Below are 14,107 nucleotides of genomic sequence, written 5' to 3'. Positions count from 1 at the left end.
CCTGTCACGAAAAAAGGATCGACGACAACCGTCTGCGCGCCTGGATCGTTGCCGGGTCCTTGGCGCCCCAGACATCGAAGAATTCCAGCAGCTGGCGCCGCGCGCCGTCGTCGTCGAATGTGCGGTCGCGCCGCATGATCATCAGCAGATGGTCGGCCGCCTCGTCGCGCTTGCCCTGGACGCTGCGAATCTTGGCAAGCTTCATGCGCGCTTCGTGATCATCTGGATTGAGCGCCAGCTGATGCTCCAGCGCCACCGGATCGCCGAGCTTGCGGGCCTCATCGATCTGGTCGAGCTTCTTCAGCACCGCCTGGATCTCGACAGCCGCCGACATCTCCGCCGGCATGCTCTCCAAAAGCTGGCGGGCGCGTTCATGCTGGTTGGAGGCGATCATGCATTCGGCGATGCCGGCCACCGCCACGGCATTGTCGGGCGCGGCCTGCATCACCGCGCCATAGAGCTGTGCGGCCCCTTCGAAATCGCCGGCTGCCAGCAGGCCCTTGGCTTCTTCCAGAACGGCAGCGATTTCGGCGGCCGCATCGGCCTCGTTCGAACCGCCCAGCTTCTCGATGAACTGGCGGATCTGGCTCTCCGGGATGGCGCCCATGAAGCCATCGACCGGGCGACCGTCGACAAAGGCGACGACGGCCGGGATCGACTGGATGCCGAGCTGGCCCGGGATGGCCGGATGATCGTCGATATTGAGCTTGACCAGCTTGACGCGGCCATTGGCCTCGTTGACGACCTTTTCAATCATCGGCTGGAGCTGCTTGCACGGGCCGCACCAGGGCGCCCAGAAATCGACCAGCACCGGCTGGCGCCGCGATTCCTCGAGCACGTCCTTGGCAAAGCCTGATGTGGTCGTATCGCCGACAAGAGCCTTGGCGGGCGCCTCGCCGAAATGGGCCTGCGCCGTCATCTGGCCGCCGAAGCCGCCATAGGGATTGCTGGTGTCGCTCATCGTGGTCTCCCGCCTTTTCTTGCCGCGCCGGGCCTTGTTCTGCTGCTTAGATCGTATGTCAGGCCGTGACTTTCAAGACAAGCGGCGTGTGGCCGGTCGCCTCAAGAAAGCGAATGAGATCGGCCCGCGCCAGCGAGGTCGTCGCGTCGTTGGACAGCGGATGGCAGTTGATGATGTCATGCTCCATCAGGTCCGCATCGAGCACGAAGGTGACATTATGGCCGGTGTCGTTGATGGCGCCGAGCGTCGTGACCGCACCGGGAATGACGCCCAGATACTCCATCAGCTTTTCCGGCTTGCCGAACGATACCTTGCTGGCCGCACCGATCAGCGTGTGCACGGTCTTCAGGTCGACGATGGCATTTTCCTCAACCGTCAGCAGGAAGAACTGGTCCTTCTTGTCCTTGACGAACAGGTTCTTGGTATGGCCGCCGGGAATCTCATCGCGCAGCGACACCGATTCGGCCACGGTAAAGACCGGCGCATGGGTCTTGGTCTGGTGGGGAATGCCAAGGTCATCGAGAAAACGGAACAGGTCTTCGGCGGTCTTGGGAGCGGTCGCAGTCATGGCAGGTCTCTTTTGCATCGATCACGGAACGGCGAATGCCGGTTTGTCGGCACGGTGATACGTCCGCGCTCAAGGATTGGCAATCGCCATGCCCGCCCAAAGACCTTGTGGACCAAGGGTTTGCCGCCATTGCGAAACGGGCCGGCAATTTTTTCTTCGTTCCGTCGTCATTTCCCTGTTGCATTTGAAATTCGGTTGGGCCATATAGCGCCCGTCGCCGCAAGACAGCGACCCACGGTTCACCGAATACCCCCGGACCGAGGTGATGAGCGGGTGTAGCTCAGGGGTAGAGCACAACCTTGCCAAGGTTGGGGTCGAGCGTTCGAATCGCTTCACCCGCTCCAATTTCTCTCAGAAATTTGAATGGCTTGCAGACCGGGGAAACCTGGCTCTCTGTTGTCGAGCCGTTTGCGCCACCCGCGCAATCCAGACGGCCGAACCTGTGGCGCGCCGCACTTCGCGCCTTCTCCACCACCTGCAAAACCCCTTGCCAGCATGAACAGGCCCCGGCATCATCCGTTTGAAATCGGGGATCGGGTCATGAGGTCAACGTTCATCGGTACCGCGTCGAGATCCCGCGGACCACATCGCTGGCAATTTGCCCAGGAAAACACGTCGAATCTCCCTATATCTAGTTTTTTCCTCCATATATTTCGCCGAAATGCCGCTTTTTACGCGGCGTTTGTCGCGATATACAGCTCGCCCATGACGTTTGATCGTTGCGGTGCAGGACATGCTGTCCGGGCCGGCCGGCGATCATCACCGACCCTCCAAGCCGAAGGCGCCCCATGACGGACCATATGCAGGCCAATCCCCCCATCGATGCCGGCGCGGCCTTTGCCACATTCGCCACCCTTCCCGATCGCGACGGTCTGCGCCAGGCGATCACCGATGCCTGCCGCCTGCCCGAAACGGTCTGCGTGCCGCCGCTGGTGGACATGGCCGCGATGAGCAAGGCGGACAGCGATGCGACGGCGGCGCTTGCCCGCCGGCTGGTCGAGGGCCTGCGCGCCAATGTCTCGCATGGCGGCGTGCAAGGCCTGGTGCATGAATATTCCCTGTCGAGCCAGGAGGGCGTCGCGCTGATGTGCCTGGCCGAGGCCCTGCTGCGCGTTCCCGATACCGCGACGCGCGACGCGCTGATCCGCGACAAGATATCGGGCGGCGACTGGCGCTCCCATCTCGGCAAGAGCGCCTCGCTGTTCGTCAACGCCGCCACCTGGGGCCTTGTCGTCACCGGCAAGCTGACCTCGACCGCCAGCGAAACGACCCTGTCTTCGGCGCTGACCCGCCTGATCGCCCGCGGCGGCGAACCGGTGATCCGCCGGGGCGTCGACCTTGCCATGCGCATGATGGGCGAGCAGTTCGTCACCGGCCAGACCATCGAGGAGGCGCTGAAGAACAGTCGCGCGCTCGAGGCCAGGGGGTTCCGCTATTCCTACGACATGCTGGGCGAGGCCGCGACCACGGCCGAGGACGCCGCCCGCTACCTGAAGGATTACGAGGCGGCCATTCACGCGATCGGCAAGACCTCGGCCGGCCGCGGCGTTTATGACGGGCCCGGCATTTCCATCAAGCTGTCGGCCCTGCACCCGCGCTATTCGCGCGCCAAGAGCGCCCGCGTCATGAGCGAACTGCTGCCGCGCGTCCGGGCGCTGGCGATCATGTCGAAGCGCTACGATATCGGCCTCAATATCGACGCCGAGGAAGCCGACCGGCTGGAACTGTCGCTCGATCTTCTGGAAGCCCTCGCCTTCGATCCGGAACTTTCCGGCTGGAAGGGGCTCGGCTTCGTCATCCAAGCCTACCAGAAGCGCTGCCCCTTCGTCATCGACTGGATCATCGATCTGGCCCGCCGGTCCGGCCAGCGGCTGATGATCCGGTTGGTGAAGGGCGCCTATTGGGACAGCGAGATCAAGCGCGCCCAGGTCGATGGCCTGGCCGACTACCCGGTCTATACCCGCAAGGTCCATACCGACGTCTCCTATCTTGCCTGCGCCCGCAAGCTACTGGCGGCACCCGATGCCGTCTTCCCGCAATTCGCCACCCACAATGCCCATTCCCTGGCGGCCATCATGACCATAGCCGGACCGGATTTCGCGCCCGGCCGCTACGAGTTCCAGTGCCTGCATGGCATGGGCGAGCCGCTCTACAAGCAGGTCGTCGGCCCGGCCCATCTCAACCGCCCCTGCCGCATCTATGCGCCGGTCGGCACCCATGAGACGCTGCTGGCCTATCTGGTGCGAAGGCTGCTGGAAAACGGTGCGAATTCCTCCTTCGTCAACCGCATTGCCGATGCGTCGGTGCCGGTCGAGGAACTGACCGCCAATCCGGTCGATATCGTCAGCGCAGAACAGCCGGTCGGCGCGCCGCACCCCGCCATCCTCCACCCGCTCGACATCTACGGCGGCGCGCGACGCAATGCCAAGGGACTGGACCTTTCCAGCGAAAGCGCGCTGACGCTGCTGTCGCATGGCCTGCAGGACAGCGCTGCAACCGACTGGAGAGCCGAGCCGACCACCGACAGCGGCTTGGCCCACGAGTGGCAACCGGTGCGCAATCCGGCCGACCACCGGGACACCGTCGGCCGGGTCCGCATGGCAACGACCGAGGCGCTGGCGGCCGCTTTCACGGCCGCCGATGCCGCCGCAGCCTCCTGGGCAGCACGCCCGGCGGAACAGCGCGCCGAGCACCTTTCCGCTGCCGCCGATGCCATGGAGGCCCGCATGCCGGTGCTGCTCGGCCTGATCGTGCGCGAAGCCGGAAAGTCCTATGCCAATGCCGTGGCCGAAGTGCGCGAGGCGGTCGATTTCCTGCGCTATTACGCAACAGAGGCGCGCCGCACGCTGGGCAGCGGCCGCAGTCCCGCCGAGAGCGGGTCGGTGGTCTGCATCAGCCCGTGGAATTTTCCGCTGGCGATCTTTACCGGCCAGATTGCCGCAGCGCTGGCCGCCGGCCGGCCGGTGCTGGCCAAGCCCGCCGAGGAAACGCCGTTGATCGCCGCCGAAGCGGTTCGCCTGCTGCATGAGGCCGGTGTACCAAGGGACGTGCTGCATCTCGTGCCGGGTGAAGGTCAGATCGGTGCGGCGCTGGTCGCCGATCCGCGCACCACGGCGGTGATGTTCACGGGCTCCACCGAAGTGGCGCGCCTGATCCAGCGGCAGCTGGCCGGGCGTCTGACACGGGCCGGCCAGCCGGTACCGCTGATTGCCGAGACCGGCGGCCAGAACGCCCTCGTCGTCGATTCCACGGCGCTTCCGGAGCAGGTGGTCGGCGATGTCATCGCCTCGGCCTTCGATAGCGCCGGCCAGCGTTGCTCGGCCTTGCGCGTTCTCTGCCTGCAGGAGGACATCGCCGACCGCACGCTTGCCATGCTGCGCGGCGCCATGGCAGAGCTGGAGGTCGGCAATCCCGTGCGGCTGGCGGTCGATGTCGGCCCGGTGATCACCGCCGAGGCGCGGGACACGATCGAGAGCCATATCGCCCGGATGGCGGCGAGCGGCCATGCGGTCGATCGCCTGCCGCTGGGGCCCGAAACCGAGCGCGGCACCTTCGTAGCCCCCGCGATCATCGAGATCGGCTCGATCGCCGAACTCGGCCGCGAGGTGTTCGGCCCCGTGCTGCATGTGCTGCGCTATAGGCGCGAACAGCTCGACCATCTGATCACGGCGCTGAACGCCACCGGCTACGGCCTGACCTTCGGCCTCCACACCCGCATCGATGAGACGATCGCCAGTGTCGTCGACCGGATCGAGGCCGGCAATATCTACATCAACCGCAACATCATCGGTGCGGTGGTCGGCGTGCAGCCGTTCGGCGGCCGCGGGCTGTCGGGAACCGGACCCAAGGCCGGCGGACCGCTCTATATCGGCCGGCTGGCCGGAACCGACGTCGCCACGGCGCTGGCAGCCGGGTCCGACGTCCGGCCCGATCCGAAGGTAGCGCGCTATAGCGCCTGGCTGCAGGCCGGTCCCCACACGGCGGCTGCGGAGCGCTGCGCGGCCTTCGCCACGGCTTCGGTGCTCGGCTATTCGGCGGAGCTTGCCGGTCCGGTCGGCGAAACCAATGTCTATTCGCTCTGCGCCCGCGGCAGGATCGCAGCCCTTGCCACTGAGCCTCCAGAACTGCTGGTCCAGATCGGCGCCATCCTTTCGACCGGCAACACCGCCGTGGTTGAAACGGGCAATCCGGCCCGCCCGGCCCTGAATGGCCTGCCGCCGGGACTGGCTGCGCTTGTCGAGACGGTTGCCGACTGGACCAAGGCAGCCGACCTGTCCGCCGTGCTGTTCGACGGGACGCCGCAGGCGCTTGCCGAAACCGCCAGGGCCGCCGCTGCCCGCGACGGCGCCATCGTTCCGGTCTATCCGCGGGCGCACGGCGGCGACTATCCGCTGCTGCGCCTGATCGAGGAACGCTCGGTCAGCATCAACACGACAGCTGCCGGCGGCAACGCCAACCTGATGACGATCGGGTGATAAGGCTTCCGCTTTACAAGCTACTCGCCGGCTTCGCCCCTCACCCTAGCCCTCTCCCCGCAAGCGGGGAGAGGGGACTTACCTCACTTGAACCGCGAAAGTTGAGCCGGCTCAGCTCTTCGAAAACACGTAATCCGTTTCCTGGACCAGCGTCTCGCCGGGCCGCAGCACCGCATTCGGGAACCGCGGATGATTAATCGCGTCCGGCCAGACCTGGGTTTCCAGGCAGAAGCCGGCAAATTTGCCATAGGTACGGCCTTCGAGGCCCGGTACGGCGACATTGAGCTTGGTGCCGGCATAAAATTGCACGCCGGGTTCGGTGGTGCGCACTTCCAGCGTCACGCCGGAATTGATGCTGCGGGCCAGAGCCACGCTGCGCTTGGCGACGCGCTCGTTCGACAGGCAGAAATTGTGGTCGAACAGTACCTGCTCACCCTCGACGAAGCGGGCCATCGGCGCCATCTGGCGGAAATCGAACGGCGTGCCGGTGACCGGCCGCTGCTCGCCGGTCGGAATGAGCGCGTCGTCGACCGGAAGATAATGATCGGCAGCGATCATCAGATCGTGCTCCAGAGCATCGGGCCGGCCGTCCAGATTGAAATAGGTGTGCTGGCAGATATTGGCGAGCGTTGGACGATCAGTGGTCGAGCGATAGGTGACCGACAGCACGCCCTCGTCCTTCAGCTGGTAGGTGGCAGTCACCGTGCAATTGCCGGGATAACCGGCCCGGCCGTCCGGATCGATGATCTGCAGCACGACCCGGTCCTCCGCCAGATCGACGATCTGCCAGTTACGCTTGGCAATTCCGTCCTTGCCGCCATGCAGATGGTTGACGCCACGCTCATTGCATTCGAGCTGGTAGTCCTCACCGTCGAGCGTGAACCTGCCGCCGGCGATGCGGTTGGAGCAGCGCCCGGGTGTCGCCCCGAAATAGGAGGAATAAAGCGGATAATCCTCGAAACGCTCGAACCCGAGGGTCAGCGGCGGGGCATGCCCTTCGAGGCGCAGGTCCTGGATGACGGCGCCCCAGGTCATGACGCTAGCCGAAAGCCCGCCGCCCTGCAGATGCACCCGATAGACCGTTTCGCCCGCGGCGGTCTGTCCGAAGACTTCTTTTTCCATGCTCAATGTCTCATCCCTCGTTTTGCCTGCCGCCCGCGACGGCATGATGCCAATTGGTCCCGTAACGATGCCGGCTCTGATGTTATTACCGGGACAATTCCCGGGCCGCGTCCTCGAGCCCGCCGAGCGTCAGCGGATGCATGCGCCCGGCCATCAGCCGCGCGATCAGGCCCACCGATGCGGTGTAGCCCCAGTATTCCTGTTTCAACGGATTGAGCCAGAGGGTTTTTCGAAAATGCGCCGTGACACGGTTCAGCCAGACCGCGCCCGGCTCCGGGTTCCAGTGCTCCACCGAGCCGCCGGCCTGGGTGATCTCGTAAGGGCTCATCGCGGCGTCGCCGACAAAGATCACCCGATAATCCGCCCCATAGGTGCGCAGGATCTCGTCGGTCGCGATGGTCTCGCCATGGCGCCGCCGGTTGTCCTTCCAGACCCGCTCGTAGAGGCAGTTGTGGAAGTAGAAATGCTCCATGTGCCGGAATTCCGAGCGGGCCGCCGAAAACAGCTCCTCGACGCCGCGCACGTGATCGTCCATCGATCCGCCGATATCGAAGAACATCAAAAGCTTGACCGCGTTGCGGCGCTCCGGCCGGGTCTGCACGTCGAGATAGCCGTGCTCGGCGGTCGAGCGGATCGTGCCGGCCAGGTCGAATTCGTCGGCCGCCCCCTCGCGGATGAAGCGCCGCAGCCGGCGCAGCGCCACCTTGATATTGCGGGTGCCGAGTTCGACCGTGTCGTCGAGATTGCGGAAATCGCGCCGGTCCCAGACCTTGACCGCCCGGCGGTGGCGCGATCCGTCCTGGCCGATGCGCACGCCCTCCGGATTGTAACCATAGGCGCCGAACGGCGAGGTGCCGGCCGTGCCGATCCATTTCGAACCGCCCTGGTGGCGGCCCTTCTGCTCCTCGAGCCGCTGGCGCAGCGTCTCCATCAGCGCTTCGAAGCCGCCAAGGCTTTCGATCAGCGCCTTGTCCTCGTCGCTCAAATGCTTTTCCGCCAGCTTGCGCAGCCAGTCCTCGGGGACCTCGACCGTCTCCATGCCATCGCCCTCGCCACCGGCGAGGGCCTCAAGGCCCTTGAAGCTCTCGGCGAACACCTGATCGAACCGGTCGATATGGCGCTCGTCCTTGATCAGCGTCGCGCGCGCCAGGAAGTAGAAGGCCTCGACGTCGAAATCCACCAGCCCTTCGCTGAGGCCTTCAAGCAGGGTCAGGAATTCCCGGAGCGTCACCGGGATCCTGGCCTGTCTAAGCTTCAGGAAGAAGGGGAGGAACATCGGCGCTCAGGACTCAGCCCGCCTCCACTTCCCGCTTCGTGCCGATGGCAGCCATGTCATACGGCGTCGTCTGGTAGATCTCGTTGATCCAGTTGCCGAAGAACAGATGGGCATGGCTGCGCCAGCGGTTCAGCGGTGCAAGCTCGGGATCGTTGTGCGGGAAATAGTCATGGGGCATCTTGATCGGGACGCCGGCCTGGACGTCGCGGAAATATTCGTCGGCCAGCGAGGTCGAATCGTATTCGACGTGGTTGAACATGTAGAGCCGGTTTCCGGCCTTTTCATGCACCAGGCAGACGCCCATTTCGTCCGATTCCATCAGGATTTCCAGCCCCGGCACCTTTTCGATGTCAGTGCGGCGCACCTCGGTCCAGCGCGACACCGGCACCTGGAAATCGTCGGAAAAGCCGTTGAGATAGACCGAGGAGGGCTTCAGGTTGCGGTGACGATAGACGCCGAAAGCCTTCTGCTTCAAGCCATGCTTGGGCACCTTGTGGAAATGATAGATGGCCGCCATGCCGCCCCAGCAGACGTTGAGCGTCGAATGGACATTGGTCGCCGTCCAGTCGAAGATCTGCTGCATCTCGGTCCAGTAGGTCACGTCTTCATAGGGCAGCGTCTCGACCGGCGCACCCGTGATGATGAAACCGTCGAACTTGCGGTCCTTCACCTCGTCCCAGGTCTGGTAGAAAGACAGAAGATGGTCTTCCGAAGTGTTCTTGGCCTTGTGGCCGCCGACCCGCACGAGACTGAATTCCACCTGCAGCGGCGAGGCACCGACCAGGCGCGCCATCTGCACTTCGGTCTTGATCTTGTTCGGCATGAGATTGAGCAGGCCGATCTGCAAGGGGCGGATATCCTGGCGGATTGCCGCCGTTTCGCTCATCACCCGTACGCCCTCATGCACGAGGGTCTCGAAGGCGGGCAAGGTATCGGGAATCTTGATCGGCATCTGTCTTATTTCCAGCGTCTGCGGGCTGTACCGCAAAATAAAAAAACCGGCGGCGAAATCGCAACCGGTCCTCGGGAAGTCAGACTTTCCTCGGCCCTTTAGCGATTTTTTTAACGTGGCTGCAAGCCGGCCGGCCAAATCACCACAACGGAAAATTCCATACGCCTGAGCCGACGCCGGGTCAATGAAAAACCATGCTGCACCGCCGCCGCAAGGCCGTCATGCCCTTACCGGCCCTCCCGGCGTGCCATGAAGGCGAGGCGTTCGAACAGGTGCACGTCCTGCTCGTTCTTGAGCAGCGCGCCGTGCAGTTTGGGCAGGGCGTGGCTGGCATCGGCGCGCAGATCGGCCGGATCGATATCGTCGGCGACCAGCAGCCGGATCCAGTCGAGCGCCTCCGACGTCGACGGCCGTTTCTTCAGGCCCGGCGTCTCGCGGATCTCGTAAAAGCGCGACAGCGCGCTACGCACCAGAGCCTGCTTGATGCCGGGATAATGAACCTCGACGATCTGCGCCAGCGTTTCGGCTTCCGGGAAACGGATATAGTGGAAGAAGCAGCGGCGCAGGAAGGCGTCCGGCAGTTCCTTCTCGTTGTTGGAGGTGATGATGACGATCGGCCGGACCTTGGCCGCCACCGTCTCGCCGGTCTCGTAGACATGGAATTCCATGCGGTCGAGTTCCTGAAGCAAGTCGTTGGGGAACTCGATATCGGCCTTGTCGATCTCGTCGATCAAAAGCACGACCTTTCTGTCGGCCGCAAACGCCTGCCACAGCTTGCCGCGGCGGATGTAATTGCCGACATCGTTGACGCGCTGATCGCCGAGCTGGCTGTCGCGGAGGCGCGACACGGCATCGTATTCGTAAAGCCCCTGTTGGGCCTTGGTCGTCGACTTGATGTTCCACTCGATCATCTCGAGGCCGAGCGATTTGGCCACCTGGCGCGCCAGTTCGGTCTTGCCGGTTCCGGGCTCTCCTTTGACCAGCAGCGGTCGTTCCAGCCGGATTGCGGCATTGACTGCCACCATCAGATCCTTGTCGGCGATATAGTCGTCGGTTCCGCGGAACTGTCCCTGGAATTGCATCGTCACTCTTTTCGTCTCGTCCGTCAGCGGGCAAACTAATGGCTGCCTGGAGGGGGTGCAAGCATGATTAAATGTAGCGGCACGGCACAGTTTTCCGATTTAGCCCTTGTATTGCGGCGTGAACCTGTCAGGGTGAAAAGTGATTACGCTCACCCATTCGCTGGGCGCGCCCTTGCGGGCAAAAGAGGGATTGGCGCATTGTCCGGATGCGCCGCCTTTTTCTAAATTTCGATAGCCGAACAACCGATCTCGCTGAATTTCCAGGTTTGGCGATGCGGAGGGTGACACCGGGCGCAGGGCAGAGAGATGCAGACGAGCGCCGAATCGATCGGCAGCCTGCAGCATTTGGAGCCAGGGGCCCAAGGAGAAGACCGATGAGCAGGCACCTGTACAAGGCCGGCGACCATATCGTCTTGAAGGATGGACCGGTGCGAACCGCAAAACCCTCGGGCGATTGCCGGATTCTGGCGGCCATGCCGGAATCTCAGGGCAGCCGACGGTACAGGATCCGGTTCGATACGGAGAATTTCGACCGCAGCATTGCCGAGGACGAGATCGATTCCGGGCGCTCGCCGACCACAGGCAGCACCCCGTCGCCAAACATTAAAGGAACAGGTACATGGCTAAAGGCCAGCAGCGTACGAACAAAGAAGTGAGAAAGCCGAAGAAGGACAAGGAAAAGCCTTCCTCCGCGGCAGCCTCCCCTTTTCAGACGCAGATGAAAAACGCAGAAACCCCGAAGAATGGTAAGCCGCGCTGATTTCAGCGCTTCTATTGTTTTTAACCGCCGATGTGCCCGCCGGACCTCGTCCGGCTTTCGCGTTTGGGCAACGGCCCGCCAAGGAGAGAAAGTGCAAGTTCTAGTCCGAGACAACAATGTCGAACAGGCCCTTCGGGTTCTGAAGAAGAAGATGCAGCGCGAAGGGCTGTTTCGTGAAATGAAGGCCCGTTCGGCCTACGAGAAGCCTTCCGAAAAGCGCGCCCGCGAAAAGGCAGAAGCCATTCGTCGGACCCGCAAGCTGGCGCGCAAGCAATTGCAGCGCGAAGGCCTGCTGCCGGCCCCGAAGAAAAAGGTCTTTGGAGCGGCTCCGGCACGCTGATTTCGACAGAGGCGTTCCGCACGGCAGCCTGCACCGCGGAACGCCCTTTCCCTTCTGCCCTCAGATGCGCTATGGGCTTGGCCCATGACGCAGAACACCTTCACCATCCTGCTGGGCGGCAACCTGACCCTGACCGATCGCCTCAAGGCGGCAGTCTCGGGCAGTCGTTTCATCGCGGCTGATGGCGGCATGCGGCATGCAGCCATGCTGGGTGCGACGCCGGAATTGTGGGTGGGCGATTTCGACAGCACATCCGACACCCTGGCGCAAAATTTCCCCGATGTCGAAAAAATGCCCTACCCGGCCGCCAAGAACGAAACCGATGGCGCCATTGCCATCGGCGAAGCGCTGAAGCGTGGCGCAACGCGGCTGATCCTGGCCGGCGCGCTGGGCGGCGAGCGCTCCGATCACGCCCTGATGCATCTGCTGCAGGGTGTAGAATTTGCCAGGCAGGGGCTGAAGCTGATGCTGACCTCGGGCGAAGAGGAAGCCTATCCGCTGCTGCCCGGCGACATGAGCCTCGACCTTCCCGAAGGGTCCCTGTTCTCCGTTCTCGGCTTCACCGATCTCCGCGGGCTGTCGATCCGCAATGCGCGTTATCCGCTTGTGGATTTCACGCTGCCTTTCGGCTCGTCCCGCACCATTTCCAATGTCGCCAATGGCACTATCGCCCTGTCGCTGCAAAGCGGCGATGCGGTGCTGTTGGCCCGACCTTATGATCTCTCAGGAGCTTGAGCCCTTGGCGCCTCCCATTTTGAAACTCGACGATATCTTCCTGTCCTTCGGCGGCGCGCCGCTGTTGAACGGCGCTTCGCTGCAGGTGGAGCCCGGCGACAAGATCTGCCTTGTCGGCCGCAACGGCTCCGGCAAATCGACCATGATGAAGATCGCCGCCGGCCTGGTGGAAGCCCAGTCGGGGGAAGTCTTCAGACATCCCTCCTCGACCATCCGCTATCTGGAGCAGGCGCCGGACTTCGGCGACTTCAAGACCGTGCTGGCCTATGCCGAAGCGGGTCTCGGGCCGGGCGACGATCCCTACCGCGTCACCTATCTGCTCGAGCATCTGGGCTTGAGCGGCCAGGAAGACCCGGCAAGCCTGTCGGGCGGCGAAGCCCGCCGGGCGGCACTCGCCCGCGTGCTGGCGCCCGAACCCGATATCCTGATGCTCGACGAGCCGACCAACCATCTCGACCTGCCGACCATCGAATGGCTGGAAAGCGAGCTGCAGAAGACCCGCAGCGCGCTCGTGCTGATCTCCCATGACCGGCGTTTCCTCGAAAAGGTCTCGACAGCCACCGTCTGGCTCGACCGCGGCCTGTCCCGGCGGCTCAGCCGCGGCTTTGGCCATTTCGAGGAATGGCGCGACAAGGTTCTGGAAGAGGAAGAGATCGAGCAGCACAAGCTCGGCAAGGAAATCCAGCGCGAGGAGCATTGGCTGCGCTATGGCGTGACAGCGCGCCGCAAGCGCAACATGCGGCGTCTCGGCAATCTGCAGAGCCTGCGCGCCGATTATCGCGGCCACAAGGGTCCGCAGGGCACCATCACGGCTGCCGTCACCGAAGGCCGTGAATCCGGCAAGCTGGTGATCGAGGCGGACCGTATCACCAAGACCTATGGCGACCGCACCATCGTCGCGCCGTTTTCGATCCGCGTGCATCGCGGCGATTGCATCGGCCTGATCGGCCCGAACGGCGCCGGCAAGACGACGCTGCTGAAAATGCTGACCGGCCAGATGAAACCCGACAGCGGCATGGTCAAGCTCGGCACCAATCTGGAGATCGCCGTCCTCGACCAGAAGCGCGAGGACCTGAACCTCGAGGATACGCTGGCCCATTACCTGACCGACGGCCGCGGCGACAACCTGCTCGTCAACGGCGAGCAGAAGCATGTGACGGGCTATATGAAGGACTTCCTGTTCCAGCCGGAACAGGCCCGCACGCCGATCCGCAACCTGTCCGGCGGCGAGCGCGCCCGGCTGATGCTGGCCCGCATCATGGCACGGCCCTCCAACCTGTTGATCCTAGACGAGCCGACCAACGACCTCGACATCGAAACGCTCGACCTGCTGCAGGAAATCGTCGCCGGCTATCCCGGCACGGTCATTCTGGTCAGCCATGACCGCGACTTCCTCGACCGCACCGTGACATCGACCATCGCGCCTGCCGATCCCGACGCGCCGGACGGCCGCTGGATCGAATATGCCGGCGGCTATTCCGACATGCTGGCGCAGCGCAAGGGCGCCGAAGACGACCGCAAGCGCGCGGAGAAGGCCGAAAAGGCCAAGACGTCGGATGGTTCGGCCAAATCTTCCGATGGCAGCAACAAGGGCAAGGCCAAACTCTCCTTCAAGCAGAAATTTGCGTTGGAAAATCTGCCGAAGGAGATGGCCAAGACCGAAGCGGAGATCGCCGCCCACGAGGCCAGGATGGCCGATCCAAAACTCTTCACCAAGGACCCCGCGACCTTCAACAAGCTGGCCGCCGAGACCGAAAAGCTGCGTGCCGATCTCGCCCGCATGGAAGAGGAATGGCTGGAGCTGGAAATGCTGCGCGAGGCAATCGAGGGATAGGG

General features: G+C 63.6%; 12 protein-coding genes, 1 tRNA gene and 1 riboswitch. Of the genes, 6 read left to right on the top strand and 7 right to left on the bottom strand.

What is annotated here, in order from left to right; all coding sequences use genetic code 11:
• Nucleotides 1-4 precede the first annotated feature (4 nt).
• Both trxA and HFC70_RS11070 read right to left on the bottom strand, forming a co-directional pair.
• Nucleotides 5-961: a thioredoxin gene (gene trxA / locus HFC70_RS11075; RefSeq protein ID WP_168473298.1), complete on the bottom strand. Its 957-nt coding sequence runs from the start codon at nt 959-961 to the stop codon at nt 5-7.
• A gap of 58 nt (nt 962-1,019) precedes the next feature.
• The gene (locus HFC70_RS11070; RefSeq protein ID WP_168473297.1) at nt 1,020-1,529 is read right to left on the bottom strand and encodes a prolyl-tRNA synthetase associated domain-containing protein; all 510 of its coding nucleotides are present in this window, start codon (nt 1,527-1,529) and stop codon (nt 1,020-1,022) included.
• Between the two features lie 269 nt (nt 1,530-1,798).
• On the opposite strand from HFC70_RS11070, the gene HFC70_RS11065 reads away from it, so the two are divergent.
• Together HFC70_RS11065 and putA are read left to right on the top strand one after the other, a co-directional pair.
• Nucleotides 1,799-1,873: transfer RNA gene (locus HFC70_RS11065), tRNA-Gly, on the top strand.
• Between the two features lie 444 nt (nt 1,874-2,317).
• Complete coding sequence (gene putA / locus HFC70_RS11060; RefSeq protein WP_168473296.1) at nt 2,318-6,004, top strand: trifunctional transcriptional regulator/proline dehydrogenase/L-glutamate gamma-semialdehyde dehydrogenase; 3,687 nt, start codon at nt 2,318-2,320, stop codon at nt 6,002-6,004.
• Between the two features lie 111 nt (nt 6,005-6,115).
• Here putA and HFC70_RS11055 read toward each other — a convergent pair whose 3' ends face one another.
• The 5 genes from HFC70_RS11055 to HFC70_RS11035 form a co-directional block, all read right to left on the bottom strand.
• Nucleotides 6,116-7,126, bottom strand: coding sequence for an aldose epimerase family protein (locus tag HFC70_RS11055; RefSeq protein ID WP_168473295.1), 1,011 nt, complete (start codon nt 7,124-7,126; stop codon nt 6,116-6,118).
• 85 nt (nt 7,127-7,211) lie between these two features.
• Nucleotides 7,212-8,402, bottom strand: coding sequence for a VWA domain-containing protein (locus HFC70_RS11050; RefSeq protein WP_168473294.1), 1,191 nt, complete (start codon nt 8,400-8,402; stop codon nt 7,212-7,214).
• Nucleotides 8,403-8,415: 13 nt separating this feature from the next.
• Nucleotides 8,416-9,354 (bottom strand): homoserine O-succinyltransferase, encoded by a 939-nt coding sequence (metA, locus tag HFC70_RS11045; RefSeq protein ID WP_168473293.1) that lies wholly within the window; start codon nt 9,352-9,354, stop codon nt 8,416-8,418.
• A gap of 78 nt (nt 9,355-9,432) precedes the next feature.
• Nucleotides 9,433-9,510, bottom strand: a riboswitch (SAM riboswitch).
• A gap of 71 nt (nt 9,511-9,581) precedes the next feature.
• Nucleotides 9,582-10,436, bottom strand: a complete 855-nt coding sequence (locus HFC70_RS11040; protein ID WP_168473519.1) for a MoxR family ATPase — start codon at nt 10,434-10,436, stop codon at nt 9,582-9,584.
• 99 nt (nt 10,437-10,535) lie between these two features.
• Nucleotides 10,536-10,781 (bottom strand): hypothetical protein, encoded by a 246-nt coding sequence (locus tag HFC70_RS11035; protein ID WP_168473292.1) that lies wholly within the window; start codon nt 10,779-10,781, stop codon nt 10,536-10,538.
• 29 nt (nt 10,782-10,810) lie between these two features.
• Between HFC70_RS11035 and HFC70_RS11030 the strand changes: the two genes are divergently transcribed.
• The 4 genes from HFC70_RS11030 to HFC70_RS11015 all read left to right on the top strand — a co-directional run bounded on the left by HFC70_RS11030 (nt 10,811) and on the right by HFC70_RS11015 (nt 14,105).
• Nucleotides 10,811-11,092 carry a cold-shock protein gene (locus HFC70_RS11030; RefSeq protein WP_168473291.1) on the top strand — a complete coding sequence of 94 codons (282 nt, stop codon included), beginning with the start codon at nt 10,811-10,813 and terminating at the stop codon, nt 11,090-11,092.
• A 195-nt stretch (nt 11,093-11,287) separates the two neighbouring features.
• Entirely contained in the window at nt 11,288-11,536 is a 249-nt protein-coding gene (rpsU, locus tag HFC70_RS11025; protein ID WP_168473290.1) for a 30S ribosomal protein S21, read from the top strand.
• A gap of 84 nt (nt 11,537-11,620) precedes the next feature.
• On the top strand, nt 11,621-12,271 hold the full coding sequence (locus HFC70_RS11020) for a thiamine diphosphokinase (protein WP_168473289.1): 651 nt from the start codon (nt 11,621-11,623) through the stop codon (nt 12,269-12,271).
• Nucleotides 12,272-12,275: 4 nt separating this feature from the next.
• Nucleotides 12,276-14,105, top strand: a complete 1,830-nt coding sequence (locus tag HFC70_RS11015; RefSeq protein ID WP_168473288.1) for an ABC-F family ATP-binding cassette domain-containing protein — start codon at nt 12,276-12,278, stop codon at nt 14,103-14,105.
• The last annotated feature ends 2 nt before the right edge of the window (nt 14,106-14,107 follow it).

Origin of the sequence: Agrobacterium sp. a22-2 (genome assembly GCF_012276985.1) — a bacterium.
In the GTDB taxonomy this organism is placed as follows: Bacteria; Pseudomonadota; Alphaproteobacteria; order Rhizobiales; family Rhizobiaceae; genus Allorhizobium.
Note: the sequence above shows the minus strand (reverse complement) of the source record. Positions and strands in the feature narration are given on the sequence as shown.

Bases quoted from the DNA above. Each gene is read 5' to 3' on its own strand.
- metA (WP_168473293.1), bottom strand. From the start codon at position 9,354: ATGCCGATCAAGATTCCCGATACCTTGCCCGCCTTCGAGACCCTCGTG.
- HFC70_RS11050 (WP_168473294.1), bottom strand. From the start codon at position 8,402: ATGTTCCTCCCCTTCTTCCTGAAGCTTAGACAGGCCAGGATCCCGGTG.
- HFC70_RS11040 (WP_168473519.1), bottom strand. From the start codon at position 10,436: ATGCAATTCCAGGGACAGTTCCGCGGAACCGACGACTATATCGCCGAC.
- HFC70_RS11070 (WP_168473297.1), bottom strand. From the start codon at position 1,529: ATGACTGCGACCGCTCCCAAGACCGCCGAAGACCTGTTCCGTTTTCTC.
- trxA (WP_168473298.1), bottom strand. From the start codon at position 961: ATGAGCGACACCAGCAATCCCTATGGCGGCTTCGGCGGCCAGATGACG.
- HFC70_RS11030 (WP_168473291.1), top strand. From the start codon at position 10,811: ATGAGCAGGCACCTGTACAAGGCCGGCGACCATATCGTCTTGAAGGAT.
- HFC70_RS11055 (WP_168473295.1), bottom strand. From the start codon at position 7,126: ATGGAAAAAGAAGTCTTCGGACAGACCGCCGCGGGCGAAACGGTCTAT.
- putA (WP_168473296.1), top strand. From the start codon at position 2,318: ATGACGGACCATATGCAGGCCAATCCCCCCATCGATGCCGGCGCGGCC.
- HFC70_RS11020 (WP_168473289.1), top strand. From the start codon at position 11,621: ATGACGCAGAACACCTTCACCATCCTGCTGGGCGGCAACCTGACCCTG.
- HFC70_RS11035 (WP_168473292.1), bottom strand. From the start codon at position 10,781: ATGCTGCAGGCTGCCGATCGATTCGGCGCTCGTCTGCATCTCTCTGCC.